Annotated in this window: 29 protein-coding genes and 1 pseudogene; 5 read left to right on the top strand and 25 right to left on the bottom strand. The window is 69.8% G+C overall.

From position 1 onward, the window contains the following. The first annotated feature begins 70 nt into the window (after positions 1-70). From WBK50_RS06925 to WBK50_RS06915, 3 genes are read left to right on the top strand one after another with little or no spacing between them, the layout of a single operon-like run. Positions 71-1,075 carry an FtsK/SpoIIIE domain-containing protein gene (locus WBK50_RS06925; RefSeq protein WP_341334787.1) on the top strand — a complete coding sequence of 335 codons (1,005 nt, stop codon included), beginning with the start codon at positions 71-73 and terminating at the stop codon, positions 1,073-1,075. Continuing rightward, positions 1,072-2,373 carry a protein rep gene (locus WBK50_RS06920; protein ID WP_341334786.1) on the top strand — a complete coding sequence of 434 codons (1,302 nt, stop codon included), beginning with the start codon at positions 1,072-1,074 and terminating at the stop codon, positions 2,371-2,373. Before WBK50_RS06925 ends, WBK50_RS06920 begins: the two co-directional genes overlap by 4 nt. Next, positions 2,322-2,918, top strand: coding sequence for a hypothetical protein (locus WBK50_RS06915; RefSeq protein WP_341334785.1), 597 nt, complete (start codon positions 2,322-2,324; stop codon positions 2,916-2,918). Before WBK50_RS06920 ends, WBK50_RS06915 begins: the two co-directional genes overlap by 52 nt. On the opposite strand, the gene WBK50_RS06910 is transcribed toward WBK50_RS06915, so the two are convergent. The 3 genes from WBK50_RS06910 to WBK50_RS06900 all read right to left on the bottom strand — a co-directional run bounded on the left by WBK50_RS06910 (position 2,911) and on the right by WBK50_RS06900 (position 4,165). Further along, the gene (locus tag WBK50_RS06910; RefSeq protein ID WP_341334784.1) at positions 2,911-3,540 is read right to left on the bottom strand and encodes a hypothetical protein; all 630 of its coding nucleotides are present in this window, start codon (positions 3,538-3,540) and stop codon (positions 2,911-2,913) included. The two genes, WBK50_RS06915 and WBK50_RS06910, sit on opposite strands and share 8 nt — an antisense overlap. Positions 3,541-3,549: 9 nt before the next feature. Beyond that, entirely contained in the window at positions 3,550-3,804 is a 255-nt protein-coding gene (locus tag WBK50_RS06905; RefSeq protein WP_341334783.1) for a hypothetical protein, read from the bottom strand. Between the two features lie 91 nt (positions 3,805-3,895). Further along, on the bottom strand, positions 3,896-4,165 hold the full coding sequence (locus WBK50_RS06900) for a hypothetical protein (protein ID WP_341334782.1): 270 nt from the start codon (positions 4,163-4,165) through the stop codon (positions 3,896-3,898). A 441-nt stretch (positions 4,166-4,606) separates the two neighbouring features. Between WBK50_RS06900 and WBK50_RS06895 the strand changes: the two genes are divergently transcribed. Next, a complete protein-coding gene (locus WBK50_RS06895) occupies positions 4,607-4,921 on the top strand; it encodes a hypothetical protein (protein ID WP_341334781.1) in 315 nt (104 codons plus the stop codon). A 250-nt stretch (positions 4,922-5,171) separates the two neighbouring features. Here the strand turns inward: WBK50_RS06895 and WBK50_RS06890 are convergent, their stop codons facing one another. Continuing rightward, complete coding sequence (locus WBK50_RS06890) at positions 5,172-5,753, bottom strand: recombinase family protein (RefSeq protein WP_341334780.1); 582 nt, start codon at positions 5,751-5,753, stop codon at positions 5,172-5,174. Between the two features lie 284 nt (positions 5,754-6,037). Between WBK50_RS06890 and WBK50_RS06885 the strand changes: the two genes are divergently transcribed. Continuing rightward, positions 6,038-6,625 carry a hypothetical protein gene (locus tag WBK50_RS06885; RefSeq protein WP_341334779.1) on the top strand — a complete coding sequence of 196 codons (588 nt, stop codon included), beginning with the start codon at positions 6,038-6,040 and terminating at the stop codon, positions 6,623-6,625. A 129-nt stretch (positions 6,626-6,754) separates the two neighbouring features. Here WBK50_RS06885 and WBK50_RS06880 read toward each other — a convergent pair whose 3' ends face one another. The 21 genes and pseudogenes from WBK50_RS06880 to WBK50_RS06780 all read right to left on the bottom strand — a co-directional run bounded on the left by WBK50_RS06880 (position 6,755) and on the right by WBK50_RS06780 (position 24,776). Beyond that, positions 6,755-7,639 (bottom strand): hypothetical protein, encoded by an 885-nt coding sequence (locus WBK50_RS06880; protein ID WP_341334778.1) that lies wholly within the window; start codon positions 7,637-7,639, stop codon positions 6,755-6,757. 53 nt (positions 7,640-7,692) lie between these two features. After that, the gene (locus WBK50_RS06875; RefSeq protein ID WP_341334777.1) at positions 7,693-8,274 is read right to left on the bottom strand and encodes a hypothetical protein; all 582 of its coding nucleotides are present in this window, start codon (positions 8,272-8,274) and stop codon (positions 7,693-7,695) included. Between the two features lie 252 nt (positions 8,275-8,526). Beyond that, positions 8,527-9,069 (bottom strand): hypothetical protein, encoded by a 543-nt coding sequence (locus tag WBK50_RS06870; RefSeq protein ID WP_341334776.1) that lies wholly within the window; start codon positions 9,067-9,069, stop codon positions 8,527-8,529. 811 nt (positions 9,070-9,880) lie between these two features. After that, positions 9,881-10,147, bottom strand: a complete 267-nt coding sequence (locus WBK50_RS06865) for a hypothetical protein (protein ID WP_341334775.1) — start codon at positions 10,145-10,147, stop codon at positions 9,881-9,883. A 32-nt stretch (positions 10,148-10,179) separates the two neighbouring features. Next, on the bottom strand, positions 10,180-11,640 hold the full coding sequence (locus tag WBK50_RS06860; protein ID WP_341334774.1) for a recombinase family protein: 1,461 nt from the start codon (positions 11,638-11,640) through the stop codon (positions 10,180-10,182). A gap of 5 nt (positions 11,641-11,645) precedes the next feature. Then, on the bottom strand, positions 11,646-13,082 hold the full coding sequence (locus WBK50_RS06855) for a YifB family Mg chelatase-like AAA ATPase (RefSeq protein WP_341334773.1): 1,437 nt from the start codon (positions 13,080-13,082) through the stop codon (positions 11,646-11,648). Beyond that, positions 13,082-13,438 (bottom strand): YraN family protein, encoded by a 357-nt coding sequence (locus tag WBK50_RS06850; RefSeq protein ID WP_341334772.1) that lies wholly within the window; start codon positions 13,436-13,438, stop codon positions 13,082-13,084. Before WBK50_RS06850 ends, WBK50_RS06855 begins: the two co-directional genes overlap by 1 nt. Before the next feature lie 134 nt (positions 13,439-13,572). Continuing rightward, positions 13,573-13,896 carry a DUF2469 domain-containing protein gene (locus WBK50_RS06845; protein ID WP_297503892.1) on the bottom strand — a complete coding sequence of 108 codons (324 nt, stop codon included), beginning with the start codon at positions 13,894-13,896 and terminating at the stop codon, positions 13,573-13,575. Then, complete coding sequence (locus WBK50_RS06840; RefSeq protein ID WP_341334771.1) at positions 13,893-14,744, bottom strand: ribonuclease HII; 852 nt, start codon at positions 14,742-14,744, stop codon at positions 13,893-13,895. The genes WBK50_RS06845 and WBK50_RS06840 overlap by 4 nt, the downstream gene beginning before the upstream one ends. A 17-nt stretch (positions 14,745-14,761) precedes the next feature. Continuing rightward, positions 14,762-16,441 carry a signal peptidase I gene (lepB, locus tag WBK50_RS06835; RefSeq protein ID WP_341339322.1) on the bottom strand — a complete coding sequence of 560 codons (1,680 nt, stop codon included), beginning with the start codon at positions 16,439-16,441 and terminating at the stop codon, positions 14,762-14,764. 306 nt (positions 16,442-16,747) lie between these two features. Further along, positions 16,748-17,107 carry a 50S ribosomal protein L19 gene (rplS, locus tag WBK50_RS06830; RefSeq protein ID WP_341334770.1) on the bottom strand — a complete coding sequence of 120 codons (360 nt, stop codon included), beginning with the start codon at positions 17,105-17,107 and terminating at the stop codon, positions 16,748-16,750. Positions 17,108-17,280: 173 nt separating this feature from the next. Then, entirely contained in the window at positions 17,281-18,048 is a 768-nt protein-coding gene (gene trmD, locus WBK50_RS06825; protein WP_341334769.1) for a tRNA (guanosine(37)-N1)-methyltransferase TrmD, read from the bottom strand. A gap of 47 nt (positions 18,049-18,095) precedes the next feature. Next, entirely contained in the window at positions 18,096-18,653 is a 558-nt protein-coding gene (locus tag WBK50_RS06820) for a Clp protease N-terminal domain-containing protein (RefSeq protein ID WP_341334768.1), read from the bottom strand. A gap of 17 nt (positions 18,654-18,670) precedes the next feature. Then, entirely contained in the window at positions 18,671-18,886 is a 216-nt protein-coding gene (locus WBK50_RS06815; RefSeq protein WP_341334767.1) for a helix-turn-helix domain-containing protein, read from the bottom strand. Between the two features lie 177 nt (positions 18,887-19,063). Continuing rightward, complete coding sequence (gene rimM, locus WBK50_RS06810) at positions 19,064-19,633, bottom strand: ribosome maturation factor RimM (RefSeq protein WP_445942230.1); 570 nt, start codon at positions 19,631-19,633, stop codon at positions 19,064-19,066. Continuing rightward, complete coding sequence (locus tag WBK50_RS06805; RefSeq protein WP_341334765.1) at positions 19,611-19,850, bottom strand: RNA-binding protein; 240 nt, start codon at positions 19,848-19,850, stop codon at positions 19,611-19,613. Before WBK50_RS06805 ends, rimM begins: the two co-directional genes overlap by 23 nt. Continuing rightward, entirely contained in the window at positions 19,847-20,275 is a 429-nt protein-coding gene (rpsP, locus tag WBK50_RS06800; protein ID WP_341334764.1) for a 30S ribosomal protein S16, read from the bottom strand. The genes WBK50_RS06805 and rpsP overlap by 4 nt, the downstream gene beginning before the upstream one ends. Before the next feature lie 199 nt (positions 20,276-20,474). Beyond that, a complete protein-coding gene (locus WBK50_RS06795) occupies positions 20,475-21,350 on the bottom strand; it encodes a CPBP family intramembrane glutamic endopeptidase (protein ID WP_341334763.1) in 876 nt (291 codons plus the stop codon). Positions 21,351-21,402: 52 nt separating this feature from the next. After that, positions 21,403-22,485, bottom strand: coding sequence for an amidohydrolase family protein (locus tag WBK50_RS06790; protein WP_341334762.1), 1,083 nt, complete (start codon positions 22,483-22,485; stop codon positions 21,403-21,405). After that, positions 22,485-24,028 (bottom strand): annotated as a pseudogene (ffh, locus tag WBK50_RS06785) (signal recognition particle protein). Before ffh ends, WBK50_RS06790 begins: the two are co-directional and overlap by 1 nt. A 133-nt stretch (positions 24,029-24,161) precedes the next feature. Then, positions 24,162-24,776, bottom strand: a complete 615-nt coding sequence (locus tag WBK50_RS06780) for an AAA family ATPase (protein ID WP_341334761.1) — start codon at positions 24,774-24,776, stop codon at positions 24,162-24,164. Positions 24,777-24,824: the final 48 nt, after the last annotated feature.

The raw sequence follows: 24,824 nt of genomic DNA, 5'->3' as shown, positions 1-24,824 counted from the left end.
GATCGCCGACCTCTGGGATGCCGTCGCGGCTGCTGCGGGCCTCGGACGGCCCTTCGTCTCCGGATCGGGCATGCCGGGCTTGTCCCTGCCCGTCGTCACGCACGTGGATCTCCGCACCCCCACCACGCTCACGGTGCGCCTGCTGCCGGGTCAGATCCTCGCCGACCTCACGGGAGATCTCTCGCGTCTCGCCGAGGGCATGGGGGTCGCCGCTGTTCGTGTCCGCCCGTTCCGGCACGGGTGGGTGCACGTCCTACTTCTCCCGGCCGATCCGCTTGCCGTCACCATCCCGCACCCACGGCCCGTTCCCGATCTCGAGCGCGGCGTCTACCTGGGCAAAGACGAAGACGGTAAGAGCATCACTGCCGACCTGGTGACCGGCGCACACATGATCGTTCAGGGCGCCACGGGTAGCGGGAAGTCGAGCTTCCTCTACTCCGTGCTCGGGCAGGTGGCCTCTACTCCCGGCGTCCGAGTCACGGGCTCCGATCCCACGGGCCTGCTGCTGGCTCCGTGGCCGTCCCTGGAGCTTCCCGGGCCTGCTCTCGGTACCTCTGACCCTGCCGCGCACGTGGCCGTTCTAGAGGGCCTGGTCGCCGAGATGGACCGGCGCGTAGCCCTCATCCCCGCTGATCACGACTCACTGCCCCTCGGTGCCGATCACCCCGCCGTCCTGGTCGTCCTGGAGGAGTACCCCGGGCTGCTGCGGCTGCTGGACGCCGTCGACAGCAAGGGCCTAGGGAAGCGCATCCGTGCCGCCGTCGCCCGCCTACTGGCCGAGGGCAGAAAGGCCGGCCTTCGCGTGATCATCGTGGCGCAGAGGGCCGACGCGTCGATCATCGGCGGCTACGAGCGGGGACAGGCATCCCACCGCCTGAGCTTCCGTGTGGACTCCGTTGACGCGCTCCGCATGCTGCACCCGAACGCCACGCCCGATGCTGCTGGTGACCACTCCACGGCCCTGCCCGGGATCGCCCTGCTGTCGGCACCCGGCATGCCCCTGACACGGCTACGGGCACCCCACGTCGACTACCGCACCTACACGAAGACGATCCGTAGTGCAGGCACCCGATGATCGGCCTCCCGTCCCGGACCGGCCGGGCCGAAGGCAGGAGGCCGGGACGGGGACGGCCGAAGGCCGTCGAAGCCGGGTCCCTTGGTAATACTGCGAATAGCTCTTCCCACGGGGTGCGACCAGGCATCCGGGGTGATGTCCCGGTCCATGATCAGGAAGCTGCCCGGCGTGATCGTCGTGGGGATGCGTACCGGGTCCGCCGTCGTCTCTGGGATCTCAGTTCTCTAGCTCGCGTTCGTGCCTGTGGTCGGGTGTCTCACTCCGATGCCGGTGGTCCCGGTCTGCGCATCACCGAAGGTCCCGACGGTCGTCGTGCTGCTGGCCTCTCGGGTCTCCAGACGTGCGGCTCCGTGTGGGCCTGTCCTGTGTGTGCTCGGAAGATCGGCGCCCGTCGTGCCGAGGATCTTCGTGCTGTCGTGTCCGCCTGTGCTGCGGAGGGCGGAGGGGGCGCGCTCGTCACCCTGACTATGCGTCATCACGCCGGGCTTCGTCTCGCGGACTGCTGGGATGCGCTGTCCTACGCATGGGGCCGGGTGACGTCTGGTCGGGCCTACTCCCGCGAGACGACGACCTTCGGCATGCTCGGGTGGTCCCGGGTCGTGGAGGTCACCCACGGTGCTTCGGGATGGCACGTACACGTGCACGCCCTGGTCCTCTTCGACTCCCCGGTCTCCGATGATCTTCTCTTCGAGCTCGCGGGGGCCTGGTGGGATCGGTGGGAGAAAGCTCTTGCCCGGCGCGGTCTCTCGGGCCTTCGTGACAGCGGGGGACTCGACGCCCGGCAGATAGCCATGAACGCCGAGTCTGCGGACCTGGTCGCGGGCTACTTCACGAAGGTGGCCTACGAGATCACCGGTGGCGTGATCAAAGACGGCAGGTACGGCAACCGCTCCCCGTTCGCGATCCTGCGAGACGGCCTAGCTACCGGGCTCGCGGATGACCTAGAGCTGTGGTGGGAGTGGGAAGAGGTCTCCCGGGGCCGTAGGCAGCTCACCTGGTCGAAGGGCCTTCGGGAGTGGGCCGGGCTGCACGTCGAAGAGAAGACGGACGAAGAGGTCGCGGCCGAAGATCTCGGCTCCGATGACCTGATCATGCTGCCGGTCCGGACCTGGGAGGCCGTCCGGCACGAGGTAGAGGATCTTCTCGCTGCTGCGGAGATCGGAGGCCTTGCCGGGGCTATGGCGTGGTTGTTGAGTCGGCGTCTGTCGTGGCTGGACTGTCGGAGTGGTCCGCTAGCGTCCGCCGCATGTCGAGCGTTACCCCGGACGACGGGCCAAACTGGTGGGAGATCGGTCTAGTCGGTGCCGGGTTGCTCTTACAGATCATCGGGGCCGTCTTCACCATCCGAGGCATCTTCCTGGTCTGGGCCGAGGTAGCGAGACCGGGCGAGCGGTTCCGAGACCTGCTCATAGAGCAGGTTCAGATGACACGGAAGAAGCTCACCGATCTGGCACGGAAGATCAGTCGACGTCAACCAGCGCCGAAAACGCTGGCGGGTGCCGGTTTCGCAGCAGCGTTCGGGACGGCGCACGGAGACGCACACGTCGCCTTCGGCACACTTCCTGAGGAGACGCCCGACGCTATCGCTGAGCTGAACATACGGGTCAACCGACTCCACGACATGATCCAAAAAGTCCAGACGGATGCTAGGCAAGAGGCCAGAGATCGAGACGCTGCCGTCTCCGCTCTCGGCGATGCGCTTCGAGGCGAGATGACAGCGCGGGCGGACGAAGATCGGGCACGTGAGGTGAAGTCACTCCGCGCCGAGATCGGCGGCTTCTGGTTCATCACGATCGGCTTCGTGATCGGTGGCATCGGCTCCCTGATCGGGGCTCTCACCTAGACGTCGCTGGCTTCGTTGGAGGCCCGAAGAGGCTCACGACCAGGCGGAACGTCTGAGAGATCCACTGACTCAGATCGGCGTAGTTGATCGAGTACTCCCCGACCGCGACGCGCTCGTCCATGAGCAGGACGCCGGGGAGAGCGGGCGAGTCCTCGGGGATCCGGCGAAGCTCTTTCTCTGCGTGCTCGATCCCGTCCCGAAGGTTGTTGATCTCTAGCGTCGCGTGCTGAAGGGCTCGGTGCGCGGTCCGGTTCACCTGCCCCGTACCCGGCGACGTCCGGATGACGTCGAGGTGCAGGAGGGTGCGATGCAGGGTGCCGATGCAGGTCTCTACGTGGCCGGTCGCCCGGAAGAAACTCGCGAAGGACGGCGCTCCCCGGTCGAGCCCGTCCACCCACTGCGCACACAGTGACTGTGCGGCTTCGTACTCCGCGATGGTCTTGTCCATGAGTCGGATGGCGTTATTGAACAGACCCCGGCCCGGCTTCGTTCGTGACACGGCGGGGTCGTCTCCGACTAGGGCCCTGGTCAGCATGTGCAAGATCAGCTTGCCGTGCACGTCCTGGTGGAGTGGGGGCAGGAAGGGGCGCGGTGTCTCGTCCCAGTCGGCGAAGGTGGTCATCGCTCGCCTTCAGGCTTCGGGCAGGTCGGGACGGATCATGCCGTCTGCGATCTCCGCGCGGCGCTGATCGACTAGCTGCCATGCCGTTGCGAGCCATGCCGAGTAGTGCTCCGGAGGTTCGTCCCCCTGGCCGTCCCACCCGGACGACGCGAAGGCGGCTGCGATGGCTTCGCCCTGGACCTCGGCTGCGAACACGTGCCCGCCGTAGGAGATGGCGTCACCGATGATCTCGTCCTGCGCATCCGGCACGTAGTCCTCCCCCACGGGCGGAGCTTCGGGCAGATGGAAGACCACGTCAATGTCAACTTCGGAGAGGTGCGGCCTTCTCACCAGCTGTAACGGCCCTAGGTACGCATCAGAGCAGAACTACGGGCGCGCTCTGCCCCGTCTCGGGGTTGTGCAAGCGTAGTTCTGCGCCGGCCTCCAGCTGTTCGGTGATGAACCCGTAGAGGATCAAGGCGCGGTTCGTGATGTCGGTCTTCGACATCTTCGTCTCCGCATGCAACTCGTTGAGGATCTTGGACGCCTTCGGGATCAGCGACACGGTGACCCTCTCCACCTCGTCCGGCATCCGCTCGCCCGAACCCTTCACCGTCGACAGCCGACGACCGCCTTGCTGTGCCATGACCAACCCTCCGTTCCCGCTTCCACCTAGACGCGCTCCGCCTGGACGTGGGCGGAGACCCGTACTGAGTCGTACCCGACGTCGTACACGAATCTACACGGGTCTGCACGAATTTGCACGCTCGCGTGTGAGGCGGTACAGTTCACCCGTCGGAGCAACTGGCTTCGGCGACGTCCCCTAGGAACAGGAAGAGGAGGCCATATGCATCGGCCAAACACACACGTTGCAGCCCTTGTTATCCGGCAATAGTCGGCGACGCCGACCGCGTGACGCCCAGAGTGAGCAAGCCTCTGAGCTGCACGCACAGTAGTTGATCTTGATCTGACGATCCGCCGGGAAAGTGGACTCGTCGGAAAGGATCACCGAGAAGGATGGAGGTGACGTTGATGTTGGTGGAGATGTGGGCACCGCAGCTGGAGTAACAACCTGGGACCACCAGACGTGCTTCAACTGCGGTTGTCCTTGGAGAACCGCATGAACAGCCCCAGCTTCAACGCCGACGCGTTCGACGAGTTCGAGGAGCCCACCTCGGATGCCGACCTGGAGATTCAGGTCGGAGAGTGGGTGGACCTCAAGCTCCCGAAGTCGACGCAGACGCCGCAGGTGATCGGGATGGCGTTCGTTTCCATCAGCCCGAGCGTGACCCTGGGCATCGGCACGCACGCCGGAGCTTCGATGTGGGCGATCATCGTCATCGTGGTGATCCAGATCATCGGCCTCATCGCCCTCGTGGCGGTGCCGCTCCGGAAGAGTTAGACGCTAGACACACGGCCCGTTGGGCGTCGCGGTAAAGGCTAGTTACCGCGCCTGCCCAACGGGCCGTCTGCGTCTTCGAGGCCAGCTAGCTTGCCTGCCGACCCACGTACAGCCTAACGAGCAGGAGCCGAGAAGGCATCGGCCATGTGACACGCACTATCGGATGACTCTCGCGTCCTACTCATCCAGCACTGCCTTCGCCGCGCTCGCGTGCCACTTCGTTCCGCCAGGCCCGGCGAGGACGCGAAGATCACGCCTCCACGGGCGGAGTGTCATTGAGGGCACGGTAGAGCGTCGACCGAGCACAGTTGAGCGTCTTCTGAATCTCGGCGATCGACTCCCCGGCGTCCCGCAATGCACGGGCCTGCCGGACCTGGTCGCTCGTGAGGGCACGGGGGCGACCCGTGTGCTTTCCCCGGTCGCGTGCGGCCTCGCGAGCCGCTTCCGCCCGCTCGTTGATCAGGGTGTGCTCGTACTCGGCGAGCGAGGCGAAGATCCCCGCGACCATCTTGCCGGTCGGGGTCGAGTAGTCGATCCCCTCGCGGAGCGACTTGACCATGACGCCACGCTCGGTGAGTTCAGCCAGGGTCCGGATGATCCCGGAGAGGCTACGGCCGAGACGGTCCAGGGCGACGATCACGAGAGTGTCCCCCTCCCGCACGTACCGCATCATCTCGGCGAGCCCGGCCCGGTCATCCCGCTTGCCGGACATCTTGTCCGTGTAGATGCGATCGAGGGACACCCCCGCCCGCTGAAGCGCGTCGATCTGCTGATCGAGACTCTGACGCTTCGTGCTGACGCGTGCGTAGCCGACCAGATGCCCTGTGCTCATAGACCTAGTGTCTCAAAAGTCGGCGCACTGGGCAATAGTGGGACACGACTTCTGGGATGGTCTTTCGGGACTGGACGACCTGCGGAAACGGGATCACGGGCTGCCGCCGTCTCGGATGTCCCGATGCGAAACTTCTGGGACACCCCGGCGGGAGCAGCGTCAGCGCTCCATCATCAACTTTGGGTATGCGAATGCCGGCGACGTAACAGACCTTTCGGATCTCGCGACTGCGGAGCAGCAAGTCCCGTCTACCCCGTGAGGTCCACGTGCGCCGCACTGCCCGCATGTTCGTCGTCGCTGCCGCCGCCGTCGTGCTCACCGCGTGCTCGAACAGCTCGACGTCCTCACCGACGGTCGACGTTCCTAGTGCTGCACCGGCTACGACCGCAGCGGCGCCTACAGCAGCGCAGGGGGCGCCCGAGTCTCCTCGCGGAAACCTGGTCAAGCAGATCGGCGACACCTCTGGTTGGGGTCTCAGCAGCAACGACATCTCGGTGAAGTTCGTGGTGGACAAGATCACGGTCGACCCGAAGTGCAACAGCCAGTTCCCGTCACAGGCGGAGAACGGCCACCTCGTGCAGGTTGACCTCCGAGTCGAGACGACTCAGACCATGCCGAAGGACGCCGGCTACTCGATCAACCCGTACTCCTGGTCCGCGATCGGGCCTGACGAGATTACACAGTCGAACGTCGCCACCGGGGCGAGCTTCACCTGCCAGAATCCGAATGAGCAGCTCCCACCTCAGTTCTCCCCGGCCTCGAAGTACCGGGGATCGGTGGTCCTCGATGTCAGTAGCCCGACCGGCACCTTGATCTTCAAGCACCCGAACCCGACGCTTGGCGGCTGGGAGTGGACCTACGGCGCCGCTTAGCCGGGCAGTACTACCCCGTAGCGTCCGACTGGTCCGCGCCGTGCTGCTCCGTGAGCGCTTCGCGCGTGTCGGCCGCGCCGAGTAGGTAGGCCCGCTGCACTTCGTCGGCGGCTACCTCTCCCAAGTTGATCACTCGGAGGAGCGCTCGGAGAGTTTCCGCTTCTTCGCGAGCCATCCGCCCCCCTCGCTCCGCGGCCTTCCCCGAAGCCTCATGCGCTTCTCCGCGACCAGCGGGGCATCCCGCGCCGCGGTGCTCGACGCGGCTTCGCCGAAGCGCTCTTTCATGAAGTCATGCGGTGTCCCGCCGTCGAGGATCGTCGGAGGGTCAGGTACCAGCTCGGCTTCGAGTTCCGCCTTGACGATTCGTAGCTGGCCAATTCGCTGACGAGCCGCACTTTCGTCCAATGCATACAGAACGCCTTGATATCGCTCCCAATAGCGTCCACGCGCGTCGCGGAAGACAATACCTACCCGCTGCTCCATCCGATGGTCGAAGCTGAAGAGTTGCCTACCGAGCGGGACTACGAAGGGCTCCGCAGGTGGGGGAGGAATAAGGTTGAACTCGCTGATCTCCCAGAAGGCTGGGATGGCCTCATTGTCTTCGGGAGCGTAGACGTAGACCCAGACTAAATTGATCGGAAGCTCTGAAGCATTCTTCACGATCACGGCGTCGTGCTCGACCTCTCGCAGTCCCTCCTCGCCGAACTGCTTCCGCTTCACAGTTTTCCGCGTGAGCCAGACCGCCACCTTGTCAGCCTGCTCCCGTTTGCTTTCCTCCTGCAGCGCTTCGATCTGCTGCCGCTGCAACTCGATGGCTTCACTCTGGCGGTCGTTCGACTGTTTCGCCGCCACGGCTGCGCGGTAGGCAAAGAACAGCGCCACGGACGCCACGATCCAGGTGATGAACTCCTGGACATTGCCGTAGTCCAGGTGGGAGATCCAGTGCCAGAGGTCGACGTACCAAGGGAAGTTGATTGGCGCGGAGCCAGTGCCGAGGCGGCCGGGGAGCTGCACTCCGTGAGACTAAAGGCCCAGGACCGACGGACCGCCGACAGCCCGTGCCCTTCCTACAGCCCGGCTGCCCGACGGGCTTCTTCGAGTTCGTCGGGGTCGGAGACCGACGTGCCCCCGGCGTCTCTGCCCTGCTGCTGGTCCAGGACGGCAAGCTCTCGGGTGAGGCGGTTGATCTCCTCCTCGAACATGCTCTCTGGGGCCTGCGTCTCTACCTGGTGGTTCCACCGCTCGTGCCGGGTGGGTGCGTCCAGGCCCAGGAGCTTCGTCCGCCTCTCCATGACTGACAGCACGCTCTTCACGGCCTGGAGCTGCATGGCCGGGGTGGGTGCCGTCCGCATGATCTGCCACGCGGCCCGGTGGAGTTGATCGAGACGGGCAAGCTCCAGTAGACGGGCTTCCTCCACCGGCTCCCAGGCGTTGCGGTCCAGGACGCGGTAGACGGCCTTCCGGGCCCCCGATGCGTCCGCGTAACCCATCTTCTCGGCGATGACGGCGAAGCTGTGTCCGACGGATCGGAGGTTCGCGGCTTCCGCGTCCCGGTCTCGGATGCGCTCTCGGCGGGTGCGGTGGCCGGCTCGTCTACGCGGGTTGCTGTCCTCGCTCATGGAGTCCCGTTCTCTGTCCGTTGTCTTCATGCTCTTAGGGGTGATCGTGTTGGTAGCTACTTGCTCCGCTGCTTGCTGCTACTGGAGGCCCGTAGCTATTAATCCGCAGGTCGTCTAATGAGTGGGAAGGCCCGCCCGGCCCGAGAGGGAACTATCACGCGCCCTACCGGGCGGGCCTTCACTAGTGCGGACCACGGAAAGGAGAAAGCGTGATCCACTTCGGCGGGATGCCGTCCACCTCGATCATGGGCATAACCGAGATCGCATCACCCGCCGCGTCTTCTACCCGGCCCGGTTACCCCGGACGAAGCGGGAGAGGGTGGCCGAGTCGACGTTGCTCGTGTCGTTGAGCTTCGACTTCCCGCCGAGGTGGCGGAACTGCCGACGGACGCGCTTCGCCGTGTCCCTTGTGGCCGTGAGGATCGGATCGGTCCGGTGGATCACGGAGTCCGGATCACTCCAGTCCACGTCATCGATCATGCGGTCCAGGCCGTTGGGATGGGTGCTGTACCGCGTGTAATCCGCTTCCGGCTGAACAATCCGGGGACCTCGGAAGCGCTCCCGGTCATGGGCCTCCTGCGTGAGCTGGTCCGACCTGGTGGCCGTGTTGAACAGGTGTGGGTTACGCCGCTTCACCTGGTCGGCTAGCTCCGTGGTACTGGCAGAGGCCTTGACTCGCTTCACCCCGTCCGTGTTCTCCACGGAGTTCCGGTGTGCGTCCGGCCGACGGTTCAGGACTCGCCGGGGAGAGGGTCCAAGATCCTTCTTCCGGATCCCGGTGCCCTTGGTGATCCACCGACGCCCAGTGCTGTCCGAAAGCTCCATGACGTTCTCCTGTTCGTTTCGCCAGGGCTCTGAGTTCAGCGGTCCGTGAAGTGTTCTGCCCATGAGTCCACAATACGTGAGAAGTCACGAAGTAAGAGATAGCCGGCACCCCGCACCTGGCCTGACCTGCTGATCCTTTCGCCCGGAGAAGGGATCGACTCCCCCGGAGGCGATACCAGGGCGTAAGCTGCATCCCCCTTCTGGAGACAAGAAATTACCCCCCTGCCGACAGCGAAATAGAAAGCTGCCGAGCATAGGGGGAAGGAATTTTCCGTCAACGAAGGTTCCTACCCGGATCACTGTTACCTGATCCACGGGCCGGGGTGCCGAGTATGGCCCGAGGGCCGCTCTAGCGTCGTCCAGACTCAACCAATACTCGTCCGGCCGGGTACCGCCTTCACCGGACTGGTCTGAGACATCGAACGACAAGCCGTCTGACGGCCTTGCCTCGGGTACGAGCCGAGCTAGGGACTTACGGCTACCTCACCAGTGCCCTACGTCTGGGGAGAGCCGAGTGTTTCAGGTACACTCCGACCTTGGGATTTGTATTGGTGCCCACAGAATAGCACCCCCGCTCTGCATCTGACCTTCCGGTCCTGCGGCGGGGGTGTTGTTCTGTCTATTCTAGATATATTCGTAGAACATCGTCTATAAGACAAGATGAAATGCCCGATTAGCTCGGTTCCGTTGCCTACCCGACTAGGGATCACTACCCTGACCAGGCGTAGGGCAGATGGAGGGCGATCTTGAGGCGTCAGGGATCGTCGCGGGGGCGTCGTCTTCACGTGCGCGGGCGGCGCCCCTTCTGCGCCTAGTCGCGCCCGTCGCCGAATTCGTCGGCATGCGTGGCCCGTGCGAGCTTGTCCCAGTCCGTTGCGCTCCTGGTCTTCCGGCGACGGCCCTTCGGTGCAGGCACGGGACGGAAGATCGTCGCCAGGGTGTCCCGCTGTGCAGGCGTGAGCTTCGGGGCACGGTTCACCACCTTCTGCACCGCGTCGTCGTCCGACCCGTCCTGCACGTCCCTCCGCCGGTCCTCGGGATAGCTGCTGCTCGTGCTGCTGTTCAACGTGGTCTCCATCGGCTTGTCCTCGGGGGTATCGGGGTAGGGCGTCACTTCAGGCGGCGGACCACAACGCGCTTCTTCGCGACGGTCTTCGCGCCCGTCCAGGACTTCGGCACCATGAGCTTCCAGACGATCTCCACGGACTCCGGCCGGAAGGTCCGAACGCCCTGTCCTACCCGGCAGATGCGGACGGCCATGAGCGTGTCCACGACGACGCGCTTCTTCGCGGTCCTGAGAGCGTCCCAGGCTTCACGGACGTCGTCAGCACGGACCAGAGGCCCGAGGACGTCCACCCGGCCCGCATCGGCGATCTGAGCCTCGATCCCCGCGAGCTTCTCCGTGCACCGGTCGTTGATCGTCCGAACCTGTGCAATCGACAGGTCCCCGTCGGCGAAGGCTCCGGCCGCCGTCTCCATGCGCGTCCGTAGTGCCGTGGCCTCCTCGCGGAGAGCGTCGACGTCCGGGTGACCCTGGTCCACGAGAAGATCGATGGCGTCCGGCTCGGCAAGCCGCCGGACAATGACGTCGGCGACGTGCTTCTCGATCGGCTCGGCCATGCGGGAGACGTGCGCGTTCGTGGCACTGCACCGGTAGGTCCGATAGTGCCGTCGCGCTCCCCCGCCGTGCACCGTCGCCCCACAGTCTCCGCAGAGGGCCACGCCGGTGAGGAGGAACTTCGGCCGGGTCGGCGTGCGGGTCCGAGAGGGGTCGGTGAGGACGTCCACGGCGGCCCTCCAGGTCTCTTCCGGAACGATGCCGGGCCAGACGGCCGGGCTCATGATCTCGCCCCTGTAGGCCCGTAGACCGGCGTTACGAGGATTGATTAGGAGACGGCGGACGGCATCCCGTCGCCACGGACTCGGCTCGCCGCGGTGCTTCTCCCCGTAGCGCTTCTGGCGCGTGGTGTAGCCCGCGTTCGTCCAGTCCCGTGCGATCTCGGAGACCGACACCCCGGACAGGACGTCCTGGTAGGCACGTCTGATCAACTCCGCTTCGTCCTCGCGGATGGTGATTGCGTCGTCCTCGTACCCGAACGGAATCCTTCCCCCGGCCCGCTTGCCCTGCTGTGCGGCCTGGAGCTGTGCCCGAGACTGCCGGTCCGATTTCTGATCGATCTCATGCTGAGCTACTTCGCCGAGGATGCCGAGATGTAGTCGCCCGCCGGGCGTCGTCGGATCGATGTCCGTTCCACGCACGATGGCGATCTGCACCCTGTTCCGCTGGCAGGCTTCGACGAGCGCTAACCGGTCACGGGCGTTGCGAGTCAGACGATCGAGATTCCAGGCCACGACTACGTCCACCCGCTTGTCCTCGATCGCCCCGATGAGGTCGCGGAAGCCGGGCCGGGTCTTCCTCCCGGACGCAGAGACGTCGTTGTCGCTGAACTCGACCACTGGAGTCCATCCACGCTGCGAGATCAGGTTTTGCACGTCTTCGCGCTGGCGGGAGATGCCCAGCTCATCACCTAGTCGATCTTGCGACTGGCGGAGATAGGTGGCGGCGCGCACATCCGCTAGGTTACAGTCCAGGTGACCCGGAGTGCGCGGTCCGCGCCCCGGGCCGACAGCTCGCCTGCTCGCATCCGTTCCTCCAGTGGTCTGATCACGGCGCGCGGCAGCGCGAACGCGGTACGCAGCGCCGGCCCGGGCACCTCGGCGTTCGTCCGCCACCCCTGCTCGGCCCAGCGCTCCGCGGCGGCCTCCCGCGCGGCCAGCACTCGTTTGCGCACGACCTCGGTGCTCTCGGCCGTCTCGTCCGTTCCGCCCAGCGCGGTGACCGGCAGCATCCGCGCGCGCAGGTCCACCCGGTCCAGCAGCGGGCCGGACAGTTTCCCCAGATAGCGACGCCGCATGGCCGACGAGCACACACAGTCCCGGTCGTTCGCGGGGGCGCACGGACAGGGGTTGGCCGCGAGGACGAGTTGGAAGCGCGCCGGATAGCTCACGGTCCCCTCGGCGCGGGCCAGCCTGACCTCGCCCTCCTCCAGCGGCGTCCGCAACGAGTCCAGGACGTGCGCGCCGAACTCGACGCACTCGTCCAGGAAGAGCACGCCGCGGTGAGCCATCGAGACGGCGCCGGGCCTCGCGACACCGCTCCCGCCGCCGAGCAGCGCGGCCATCGAGCTGGAGTGGTGCGGGGCGACGAACGGCGCCACGGTGCTCAGCGGCCCGGCCGGCGGGAGGTTCCCCGCCACCGAGCGGACGGCCGCGAGCTGCAGCGCGTCGTCCCGGGACAGTTCGGGGAGCAGCCCGACGATCCGCTGCGCGAGCATGGTCTTGCCGGTCCCGGGCGGCCCGACCAGCAGCAGGTGATGGCCGCCCGCGGCCGCCACCTCCAGCGCGTGGCGGGCGTCCGGCTGCCCCACGACCTCCGCGAGCTCCGGCGCCGCGGCCCCGGGCTCGCCCGCCACCGGGCCCGGGCGGTCCAGCGGACCGTCCCCGGCGAGCCAGGTGAGCACGTCGGCGAGCGTCCCGGCCCCGAACACGTCGAGCCCGTCGACGAGGCCCGCCTCGGCCAGCGCCACCCCCGGCACGACCACGCGCCGCAGCCCGGCCGCCCGGGCCGCGAGCAGGCACGGCAGCACACCGCGGACCTGCCGGATCCGGCCGTCCAGGGCAAGCTCCCCGAGCAGCACCGTGCCGGCCAGCCGCCCGCGGTCCACCACGCCGGCGGCGGCGAGGACCGCGCAGGCGAGAGCCAGGTCGAACCCGGAACCGGCCTTGCGCAGGGTCGCCGGGGAGAGCGCGAGGAGGATCCGCTCGTTGGGCCACTGCCGGCCGGAGTTGACCACCGCGGACCGCACCCGGTCCTTGGACTCCTGCAGCGCGGCGTCCGGCAGGCCGACCAGGTGCACCCCGGGCATCCCGCCGCCGATCGCGGCCTCGATCTCCACCGGGACGCCTTCGACGCCACGTAGCGCGACCGACCAGGCCCGGGCCAGCGCCGCCATCAGAACGCCGCCTCGTAGTGCTTCAGCGTGACCGGCCGGTCCGGCGGCATGAGCACCGCGACGACGTCGAACCGGATCTCGCACCAGCCGACGTGGTGCTGGGCGAGCCAGGCCCGGGTGACCCGCCGGATCGTCGCGGCCTTCTTCTCCGTCACCGCCTCGGCGGGTTCGCCGTACCGCGTGCCGGAGCGGGTCTTGATCTCGCACACCACGAGCCGTGCGCGGTCCGTCGCGACCACGTCGAGCTCCCCGTCCCGGCAACGCCAGTTGCGGGACAGCACGACCAGGCCGCGGTTCTGCAGGTACTCGACCGCGACGTCCTCGCCGCGGCGGCCCAGTTCGTCCTTGGCTGCCATGCGGTCCACGATCGCGTGGACCGCGGGTCCGCCCGGGGTGAATCGAGAATCTGTGGATGGCCGGAGGCCGGTGGGGACAACTCGCCGGGATCAGGGCGGGGCCACCGAAACCCTCGGGGCCGTGGTGTAGGGCGTCAGCGCCCGAACTGCTCGTCCTCCGGCAGCCGCAGATCCGGCTTGTCCAGCTCCTCGATGTTCACGTCCTTGAACGTGAGCACCCGGACGTTCTTCACGAACCGCGCGGGCCGGTACATGTCCCACACCCACGCGTCGGACATCCGGACCTCGAAGTAGATCTCGCCGTCCGCGTTGCGCGGGGCGACGTCCACCGAGTTGGCCAGGTAGAAGCGGCGCTCCGTCTCCACGATGTAGGAGAACTGCGACACGATGTCGCGGTACTCCTTGTAGAGCGTGAGCTCCATCTCGGTCTCGTACTTCTCGAGATCCTCGGCGCTCACAGCTGCATTCCTCCCCCTGCGGTGGACTCGACGGGCTCGTCGAGCGGGCCCTCATTGTGGACCAGGCCCACCGACCCCCCGACCCCGGCCGGGTCACCTCCGGGAACACCGCGGTCACGGCGGGCAGCAGCGGCCACGTTGACGAACGAGTAGCGGTGCACGGCGCTGGGGCCGTGCTCGGCCAGGGCGGCGTCGTGGACCGGCGTGCAGTAGCCCTTGTGCTCGCCGAACCGGTACTGCGGCAGCGCGGCGTCCAGCTCGACCATCATCCGGTCCCTGGTCACCTTGGCCAGGACCGACGCCGCGGCGACGCAGGCCGCCGCGAGGTCGCCCTTGGGCACCGCCAGCGCCGGCCGGCCGAAGCCGCGCACGGCGAACCCGTCGGTGAGGACGTAACCGGGCGCCGACGCGAGGCCGGCGACGGCCCGCCGCATCCCCTCGATGTTGGCGACGTGGACGCCCCGGCGGTCCACCTCCGCCGGCGGGATGACGATCACCGACAGGTCCTCCGCCCGCCGGGTGATCAGCGTGAAGAACTCCTCCCGCGCGGCCGGGGTGAGCATCTTCGAGTCCGTGAGGCCCTCGAACCGCTTCGCGTCGTTCGGCCTCAGGACACAGGCCGCGACGACGAGCGGTCCGGCGCAGGCCCCGCGCCCGGCCTCGTCGACGCCCGCGACGGGGCCCAGGCCGTGCCGGTGCAGCGTGGTCTGCAACGTCCAGGTCCCCGCCGAGGCGCGGACGATCGCCCGCCCGGGCCTGAGCTCGGGCGGCAGGATCTCGGCGGGGCGGCGCCGGGCGGGCCGGCGGGACGGCGAGCGGGGTGACGGCATGCGAGGGCGCGCGACCACGGAGTGACCGTACGGGGTCAGGACCCGCCGTGACGGAACCGGGACCGGCTGCGGCGCGTGGACGGCAGGAACTCCTCGACGTGCTGGTCGAAGCGGATGCGTCGGCGGCGCAGCAGCCCGAACGGCAGCGCACCGGCCATGCCCAGCGCCAGCGGCACGCCCTGCGGGAGGCTGTCGCCGAGGCCGACCGCCTTGCTCTGCTGCGGGTTCGTCGCGTCGATCCAGCCGAAACGGCCGATCGGCAGCACCTTGAGCCGGGCCTTGCCGATGACGTTGGCGACCGGGATGGGGCCGTGACCGTCGATCCGGGAGTCCGAGGAGTTGTTGCGGCTGTCGCCCATGACCCAGAGTTCCCCGTCCGGCACCGTGATCGGCCCGAACGGGATCTGCCGGGCCGGCCCCGCGGCGGGCAGGTAGTAGATGTAGGGCTCGTCGAGCGGCGCGCCGTCGACCATGACGCGGTTCCGCGAGTCGCAGCAGGCGACGGTCTGGCCGCCGACGGCGATGACGCGCTTGACGAAGTCCTTCTCGTCCGGCGGGGCGAGGCCGATCAGCGATCCGATCTCCTGGCCGACCCGCGCGATCGTGCTGGAGGGCGGGGCCACGCTGAACTCGGTGTTGCTCCAGCTGTCCGGGCCGCGGAACACGACGACGTCCCCGGGCTGGGGGTCTCCGAAGCGGAAGGTGACCTTGTCCACGAGCACGCGGTCGTTGTTGCAGCCGGTGCACCCGTGCAGCGTGGTCTCCATCGAGCCCGACGGGATCACGTAGACCTTCGCCAGGAACGTCTGGATCAGGAAGGTCAGGACCAGCGCCACCACGATGAGCAGCGGCAGTTCCTTCCAGAACGTGGGCCGCCGCCGGCGACCGGTGCGGGGCTTCTTCCCGCCCGAGCGCTGGGTGGCGAGGTAGGACGCCGCAGGCTTGCCCGCGGACGAGGCGCCCGCGCGCCGGCGGTGCCGGCCGGGGATGCCGTCGGGGTCCGCGTCGTCGTCGGGAGCGGCCCCGGGGGCGACGTCCCCGGGAGCGTCGTCCGGGACGGGCAGGTCCTGCGGAGCAGGATCGTGCGGGCGGACGAGGTCGTTCGGGATGGCCTCGGTCTCGGCGGTGTCGGTCGCGGCGGGGATGACCTCGGTGGGGCCGGTCTCCTCGGTCTCCGGCGGTCCGGCGGGGGTCCACTGCCGGGGCGCGACGTTCCGCGGGTCGCCCTGCGGGCGAGCGGGGTCCGGGCCGCGGGGCGGGCGCCCCTCCGGGTCCTGGCGCCCCGGGACGGGCCGGCCGGCGAACCCGCCGGTGCGGAACTCCTCGGTGGGCTGCTCGTCCCGGTGGTTCTCGGTGGGGCGGTGGTTCTCGGGGCGGTGGTTCTCGCTGTGCCTGCGGTCGTCGGCGTACCGACCGTTCGGGCCGCGCTCCGCGGGCCTGCGGTTCGGGCCCTGGTCGTCGGGGCCGGGGCGATCGGCCCGGGCGTCGCCGTAGGGCGCCGCAGGGTCTGCGGCGTATCCGGAGCCACTGCGGCGCGCCTCGACCGGGTCGAAGCCGACGGCCTCGGCCATCCCGAGCCAGACGCCGTTGACCCAGCCGCCGGATCCGGCGGCGGGCGCAGCGTCCGCGCGCTGCCCTCTCGACGACGGGCCGCCGGAGCTGCCCGACGGGGGCCGGTCCGGCCCGGGCTGGTCACGGGCGTCGGCCCGGCGCATCACGCCGAGCCGCTCCGCGGGCGGGAAGTCCGGCTCCGCACCCCAGGCGCGTCCGTAGACGGGAGGCTCTCCCCGGGCCGGCCCTCGAGGCCGTCCGGGAGGGCGCCGCCCCAGCCGCGGCCACGACCGCCGTCGTCCTCGGGCTGCCCGACGTCCGGACCACGCCACCCGTCGGGTGGGGTCTGCGTCCGCGCGGGCGAATCCGCGGGCGCGTACCGCCGCGGTTGCGCGCGGCGGTCGTCGGGGAGCTGGGGAACGCCACGGTGTCGAGGCTACGGCAACCGGGGCGACCGGTCCGGGTGACGCTCAGGAAGCGGTGGTCGTCTCACGCTTCTCCTTGATCTTCGCGGCCTTGCCGCGCAGGTCACGAAGGTAGTAGAGCTTGGCGCGGCGCACGTCGCCGCGGGTGAAGATCTCGATCTTGTCGATGTTCGGCGAGTGCACCGGGAAGGTGCGCTCCACGCCGACGCCGAACGACACCTTGCGGACCGTGAAGGTCTCCCGGGCGCCGGAGCCGTGGCGGCGGATGACGACGCCCTGGAACACCTGGACACGAGAGCGGTTGCCCTCGATGACCTTCACGTGCACCTTGAGCGTGTCCCCCGGCCGGAAGGCGGGGATGTCGGAGCGCAGCATCTGTGCGTCCAGGTCGTCCAGGGTGTTCATCGCGCAGGTCCGTCCTCGTCTGAAACTCTCGTGCAGCGGTCGTGTGGGGTGGCCGCACCGGCTCGATCTCGATGGAGCCGGGGGCGCCCGACAGGGCCCGACAACCATGGCGTCGGGCGCTGGCAACCCGTCCATAGTGCCAGACGGGTTCGGGCAGGGTGAAATCGGTGGGGTCAGGAGCCCTCCGCAGCTTCCCTGAGCTGGGCGAGGAGCGCCCGGTCCTTCTTGTCGAGGGCGTCGGCGGGCAACGCGTCGAGCAGGTCCGGCCGGCGCGCGGCCGTCCGTTCCAGGGCCCGGTCCCGCCGCCAGCGGGCGATCGCGGCGTGGTTGCCGCTGCGCAGCACGTCCGGGACGTCGTGGCCGCGCCAGCTCTCCGGACGCGTGTACGCGGGGCCCTCGAGCAGCCCGTCGGAGAAGGAGTCCTCCGCGGCCGAGCGCGGATTGCCGAGCACGCCGGGCAGCAGGCGCACCACCGCCTCGACCATCGTCAGCACCGCCACCTCGCCGCCGACCAGCACGTAGTCCCCGATGCTGACCTCGTCGACGGGCATGCGTTCCGCGTAGTGGTCGACGACGCGCTGGTCGATCCCCTCGTAGCGGCCGCAGGCGAAGACGAGGCGCTCCTCCCCCGCCCACGCGTGCGCGGTGGCCTGGGTGAACGGGCGGCCCGCGGGCGTCGGGACCACCAGCCGCGCGGGGGCGTCACCCGGCACCCCCCCGATCACGCTGTCGAGGGCCTCGCCCCAGACCTGCGGGCGCATGACCATGCCGGGCCCGCCACCGTAGGGCGAGTCGTCGACGGCCTGGTGCACGTCGTGCGTCCAGTTCCGCAGGTCGTGGACGGCCACGTCGATCAGCCCGGCCTCGATCGCCCGGCCGAGCAGCGCCTCGCGCAACGGGGCCAGATAGCCGGGGAAGATGGTGACGACGTCGATCCGCACCGGGCGGATCCTCGCAGAGTGGGGTGGCCGTGGACGCCGGCGGACTCTCAGCCGCTCGCCGCGCCGCGCCCGAACTCCTCGACGGCCGCACGCATCCCGGCGAGCGTGACCCCCCGGCTCGCGAGGATGTGGTGGGCCGCGCCGGTCTCCGTGTGCAGCAGCCCCAGCAGGATGTGCTCGGAGCCGATGTAGGAGTGGTCGAGCCGCAGCGCCTCCCGCAGCGACAGCTCCAGGGACTTCTTCGCGGGGCGGTCGAAGGGGACGTGCTTGCCGCCACCCTTCCCCCGGACCGCCCGGGTCCGCTCCAGGGCTCCGGGCCCGAAGGCGTCCTCCACCTGGCGGCGCACCTCGTCGAGATCGATGCCGATCGTCGCGAGGGCCTCCGGATCCGGGGCGTCGCCGCGGTGCATGCGCACGATGTCCGCCTCGACGTCGGCGCGCTCCACCCCCGCGTCGCGCAGCAGCTGCGCGCCAGGGCTCGTCGGGGACCCGTAGAGGGCGATCAGGACGTTCTCGGTGCGGATGTGGGTCTGCCGCCGCTCCCGGGCGTCCTGCTGGGCGGTGATCACGGCCTGCCGGGCCGGGACGGTGAACCTCTCGAACATGCTCGCGCCTCCCGCTCTCAGAATCCGAGGCGGCGGTACTTCTTGTGCACCGCCTGCCTGCTGACCTTCATGACGTCGGCGATCCGCTGCCAGGACCAGCCCTGCGCCCTGGCGTTGCCGACCTGGAGCTCCTCGAGCGACTCGAGCAGCGTCCGCAGGGACGCCACGGCCGCCAGGCCGACCGCGGGGTCCTTGCTCGACGCCGCTGCCGCCACCGCTGTCGCATCTGCCATGTCCGTCAACTTACGTTGACAAGCGGAGCATGTCAACTGACATTGACACCATCATGGAACCCACAACGCGCCGACCCCGCCAGAGACCGCGTCGTGGCTCCACAACGGGGCCGGGCGGCCGAGGCGAGCATGCGGAAGGCCCCGTCGCGGTGCGACGGGGCCTTCCGGGGTGCTTCTTCAGTTCTGGTCGAGGTCCAGCAGGCCCTCGGGCGGGGTGAGGACGACCCTGCCGCCGTCGAGATCGACGGTCGGGACGATCTCCCGCACGAACGGCACGAGGAGGTCCGCCCGGCCCTCGCGCGCGACGACCAGCAGGTCCCCGCCCGGGCCGTGGACGATCTCACGGACCGTGCCGAGCGACTCGCCGTCCGCCAGCTCGGCCCGGAGGCCTTCGAGCTGGTGGGCGTGGAACTCCTCGGGGTCCTCCGCCGGCGCCAGCGACTCGACACCGATCAGGAGCCGGGCGCCGCGCATCTCCTCGGCCGCGGTCCGGTCCGGCACCTCGACGAAGCGGACGAGCAGCCGCCCGGAATGCGGGCGGGCGCTCTCCACGGTCAGGGTGCCGTCCGGCCGGCCGGTGCGCCGCGAGACCAGCACCGACCCGGGGGCGAACCGCTCCTCGGGGGAGTCCGTGCGGACGTCGACCGCGAGCTCGCCGCGCAGGCCGTGGACCTTGGCGACGAGCCCGACGAGCAGTTCGCCGCCCGTTCCGGGCGCCACGGTCCTAGTGATCGGTGTCGACGACATCGACCCGGACACCCCGGCCGCCGATGCCCCCCATCACGGTGCGCAGCGCCGTCGCGGTACGACCGCCCCGGCCGATCACCTTGCCGAGGTCCTCGGGGTGCACCCGGACCTCGAGCGTGCGGCCACGACGGTTGGTCACCAGGTCGACGCGCACGTCCTCCGGGTGGTCCACGATGCCGCGCACCAGGTGGTCGAGCGCATCCGCCAGGAGGCTCACGACTCGGTCGACTCGGCCTCGGCCGGCTCGTCCGCCTTGGCCTTCTTCTTCTTCGGCGTGGTGGCCTCGGTGGTGGGCTCCTCGCCCGCCGCCGCGAGCGCCGCCTGGAAGCGCGCAAGCTTGTCGATCTTCTCCGGCTGCGGCTTCAGGGTGCCCTCGGAGCCCGGGAGGCCCTTGAACTTCTGCCAGTCACCGGTGATCTCGAGCAGGTGCTGCACCGGCTCGGTCGGCAGCGCGCCGACGCCCAGCCAGTACTGCGCACGCTCGGAGTCGATCTCGATGAGGCTCGGCTCGTTCTTCGGGTGGTACTTGCCGATCGTCTCGATGGCGCGACCGCTGCGGCGGGTGCGCGAGTCGGCGACGACGACGCGGTAGTACGGCTGACGGATCTTGCCCAGACGCATCAGCTTGATCTTGACGGCCACGCTGTTCGGTACTCCTCGCGGATCGGGTAGTGCTGCTGTTGAGTCAGCTCAGTCCCGCGTGGGGGTACGGCTTCGCTCACTCGAGATGTTCGGCCGCGGCACGGTAGAGGGCCAGCCGCGGACCCGATCGACCATTGTGCCAGACGCCCCCGCGGGCGGACGACCCCACCACCTGCGGATCGCCCCCCGCGCCGGGCTTTCAGACCGCGGGCAGCGCGCCCGTCAGCGCCAGGGCGAGCGCGAGCCCGGGCAGCAGGTTGTTCACGGCGTGGGCGACGATCCCGGCCGGGAGCCGCCCGGTGATCGCCCGGGCCAGCCCGATCGGGAGCGCGACGACCAGCAGCAACGGCGTGCGGGTCAGCTCGAAGTGGGCCATGGCGAAGAGCAGCGTGGTGATCAGGAAGGCGACCCATCGGTTGGCGCCGAGCTTCTCCACCGCACCCCAGAGCAGCCCGCGGTAGACGATCTCCTCACAGATCGGTGCGACGACCACCACCAGCAGGAACACCAGGACGGCGATCGGCCAGCCGACCCGCACGCCGTCGAAGATCTGCCCGACGGTGGACGTGGCCTGTTCCGGCCCGACCACGGCCGCGTAGACCAGCGACGCGGGAATGCTCAGCAGCAGCCCGCCGAAGCCGAGGGCCAGACCGATCCCGAGGTCCCGGGCACGCACGCTCAGCCCCAGGTCGAGGCGGGGGCCGTTGCCCCGCAGGCGGGTGACGAGCAGCGCGGTCCCGGCGGCGAGCAGCGTGGGTGCACCCAGCGCGAGCAGGATCCCCGGCACGCCGAGGCCGTCCGGGCCGGCGAAGAGCGCCGAGACCAGGAACGACGCGCCGAGGAAGACCACCTCGACGAGCAGGTAGGCGCCGAGCCCCCAGCGGTGCGGCGGGCGCGGCTCCGGTGCGGGTTCCGGGGACGGGTCGGAGGCGGGGGCGACGGGCAGGGGGTGCGGCCACCCGTGGATCACCGGGGCGCCGGGTCTCGGCGGCGGCGGCCCGTACCGGTAGCCCCCCGGCGGCAGCTGTTGCGAACCGGGGCCGATCGTCTGGCCGTCGCCGTCCGGGATGCCCACGCCCCCGACGCTACCCGGCCCCGGATCAGCGTGTCCGCACGACGGGCGTCGGTCAGGCCGCCCCGGCGATCCGCCCGCGCAGCATCACCAGGGCGGGGTGCCGGACGGCCTCGGGGTCCGTGCGGGGGTCCGTCCGGTAGACGACGAGATCCGCCGGCGCCCCCGGCTCCAGGCCCGGCCGCTGCAGCCACTCCCGGGCGGCCCAGGCGGCCGCCCCGAGCGCGTCCGGATGCCCGGCCGCGGCCAGCGCGGCGATCTCGTCGGCGATCCGGCCGTGCCGGATGCCGCCACCCGCGTCCGTCCCGGCGAACACCGGCACGCCCGCCTCGATGGCCTTGCCGACCGTCTCCCGCGCGGTCCGGTGCAGCTCGCGCATGTGCGCGGCGTACGTCGGGTACCGCGACGCGCTGTCCGCGATCCCGGGGAACGTGTCGACGTTGATCAGCGTCGGGACCAGCGCGGTCCCGCGGGCGGCCATATCGGCGATCAGGTCGTCCGTGAGTCCGGTGCCGTGCTCGATGCAGTCGATGCCCGCGGCGATCAGCCCGTACAGCGCGTCCGTCCCGAAGACGTGCGCGGTGACCCGGGCCCCGGCGGCGTGGGCGGCGTCGACGGCCGCCTTCAGGACGTCGTCGGGCCAGAGCGGGGCGAGATCGCCGACGCCGCGGTCGATCCAGTCCCCCACCAGCTTGACCCAGCCGTCCCCGGCCGCCGCCTGCTCCGCGACGACCTCGGGCAGCAGCGCGGGGTCATCCAGGTCGACGGCGAGGCCCGAGATGTAGCGCTTGGGTCGGGCGATGTGCCGGGCCGCGCGGATGATCTCCGGCAGGTCCTCCCGGACCTGCAACGGCCTGGTGTCCACCGGCGAGCCGCAGTCACGCAGGAGCAGCGCGCCGGCGTCCCGGTCCGTGATCGCCTGCCGCTCCGCCTCGTCCAGCTCGACGGGCCCCGAGGGCCCCAGCCCGACGTGACAGTGCGCGTCCACCAGCCCGGGGACGATCCACCCGCCCTCGTCGAGCACCTCGGCGCCGGGCAGCGGCTCGGCGCCGACCCGTCCGGCCGCGTCCACGTAGAGCTCCGCCCGCTCCCCCGACGGCAGGACCACACCGCGCAGCAGGTACCCGGCAGAGGGCATCAGCGGCCCTTCTTGTTCCCGAAGTTCAGCTTCGAGGGGTCGAAGCCGGGCGGCAGCTGGTCCATGCCGCCGCCGAACGCCGGCGGCAGCTCCTGCAGCGACGGCGGCAGGTTCGACAGGTCCGGCATCCCGGCGGCGCGGGACGGCGTCGGGCCCTTGCGTCCCTTCTGCTGCTTCGCCTTGCGCTTGTTCTTGGGCTGCTTGCGGGTGGCGCTGCGGCCCCCGCCGCCGAAGCCGAACTGCCCGGCCATCTGCTTCATCTGCTTGCGGGCCTCGAAGAAGCGGTTCACCAGGTCGTTCACATCGGAGACGGTGACGCCCGAGCCGTTCGCGATCCGGGACCGCCGCGACCCGTTGATGATCTTCGGGTCCGCCCGCTCCCCGGCGTCATGCCGCGGATGATCGCCTGCAGCTTGTCCAGCTGCTTGTCGTCGACCTGCGCGAGGGCTTCCTTCATCTGCGCCGAGTTGGCGCCGGGGAGCATGCCCAGGATGTTGCCGATCGGCCCCATCTTGCGGATGGCGAGCATCTGCTCGAGGAAGTCCTCGAGCGAGAGCTCACCGCTGCCGATCTTCGCGGCGGTGGCGGCGGACTTCTCGGCGTCGAAAACCTGTTCGGCCTGCTCGATGAGGGTGAGCAGGTCGCCCATGCCCAGGATCCGCGACGCCATGCGGTCCGGGTGGAAGACGTCGAAGTCCTCGAGCTTCTCGCCGTTGGAGGCGAAGAGGATCGGCTGCCCGGTGACCTCGCGGACGCTCAGCGCGGCGCCACCGCGGGCGTCGCCGTCGAGCTTGGTGAGGACGACGCCGGTGAACCCGACCCCGTCCCGGAACGCCTCGGCGGTCGCCACGGCGTCCTGACCGATCATGGCGTCGACGACGAACAGCGTCTCGTCCGGCTGCACCGCGTCCCGGATGTCCGACGCCTGCTGCATCAGCTCCTGGTCCACGCCCAGGCGGCCGGCGGTGTCCACGATCACGACGTCGTACATCGCCGAGCGGGCGTGCGCGATGCCGCGGCGGGCCACGTCCACCGGGTCCCCGACCCCGTTGCCGGGCTCGGGGGCGTAGGTGGGCACGCCGGCGCGCTCGCCGACGATCTGGAGCTGGTTGACCGCGTTCGGGCGCTGCAGGTCACAGGCCACCAGGAGCGGGGCGTGTCCCTGGTCCTTGAGGTGCTTCGCGAGCTTGCCCGCCAGGGTCGTCTTGCCGGAGCCCTGCAGGCCCGCGAGCATGACGACGCTCGGCGGTTCCTTCGCCAGCCGCAGCCGGCGGGTCTCGCCGCCGAGGATCGTGACGAGCTCCTCGTCGACGATCTTGACGACCTGTTGGGCCGGGTTCAGCGCGCCGGAGACCTCCGCGCCCTTGGCCCGTTCCTTGATCCGGCTGATGAAGCCCCGGACGACCGGCAACGCGACGTCCGCCTCCAGCAGCGCGATACGGATCTCGCGCGCGGTGGCGTCGACGTCGGCGTCGGAGAGCCGGCCCTTGCCACGCAGATCGCGCAGCGTTCCGCTGAGACGCTCGCTGAGGGTGTCGAACACCCCTCCAACCCTACTTGGCCGCGCGGCCGGGATGCAGACCCCGTGCCCGCCCCCGGCCGGCCGATCACCGCGGTCACGCACGAGATGGCGGGCCGACGCACCTGATCCGGCCCGTGCGCGTCTGCGTGGGAGGTCAGCTGTCCAGGGTGAGGCCGCGCGCCGCCGTGGGACGGTCGAGGACGGTGACGGTGCGCCACGGCTCGGCGAGCGCACCCGTCCGAAGCCGCTCCGCCACCCCCTCCGCCCGCTCGGCGTGCCGGGCGAACGACCCCGGGTCGACGACCCGGCCGCGCTCCCGCTGGCCGCGCAGCGCGTCCGCCGGGTCGACGTCGAACCACACGAGGTGCGGGTCCCGCCGGCTCAGCCGGGCCAGCAGGATCGCCGCGCGGCGCAGCCGGGGTGCGGTCGCGGGCAGGTGGACGACGACAGTCGGCGCGCCGCCCAGGGCCGCCGCGATCACGGCGAGGCGGTGCAGCAGGTGCACGAGGGGCCGCAGGCGCGCGTACGGCGTGCGCGGCGCGAGCCGGACCAGGGCGTCCCGCTGGGCGTCGGAGTCCAGGACCACCAGGCCGGGCCGGGGACGGACGGAGCGCAGCATCGTGGACTTCCCCGCGCCCGGCATCCCGGCCACCAGCACGAGGCTGCGCCCGGGCAGCCTGAGCCGGACCGGCGCGGCCGATCGGCTCGGCGGGGTGGAAGGTACGGGCAGCGGCCGGGACGGGGTGTCTCCCGGCAGCGTCAGCGTCATGCCGGACCAACGAGCGGTCAGGGCGGTACGTTCCCGGTGTCCGTTACC

This window comes from Pseudonocardia sp. T1-2H (assembly GCF_038039215.1).
Classification (GTDB): Bacteria; Actinomycetota; Actinomycetes; order Mycobacteriales; family Pseudonocardiaceae; genus Pseudonocardia.
Note: the sequence above shows the minus strand (reverse complement) of the source record. Positions and strands in the feature narration are given on the sequence as shown.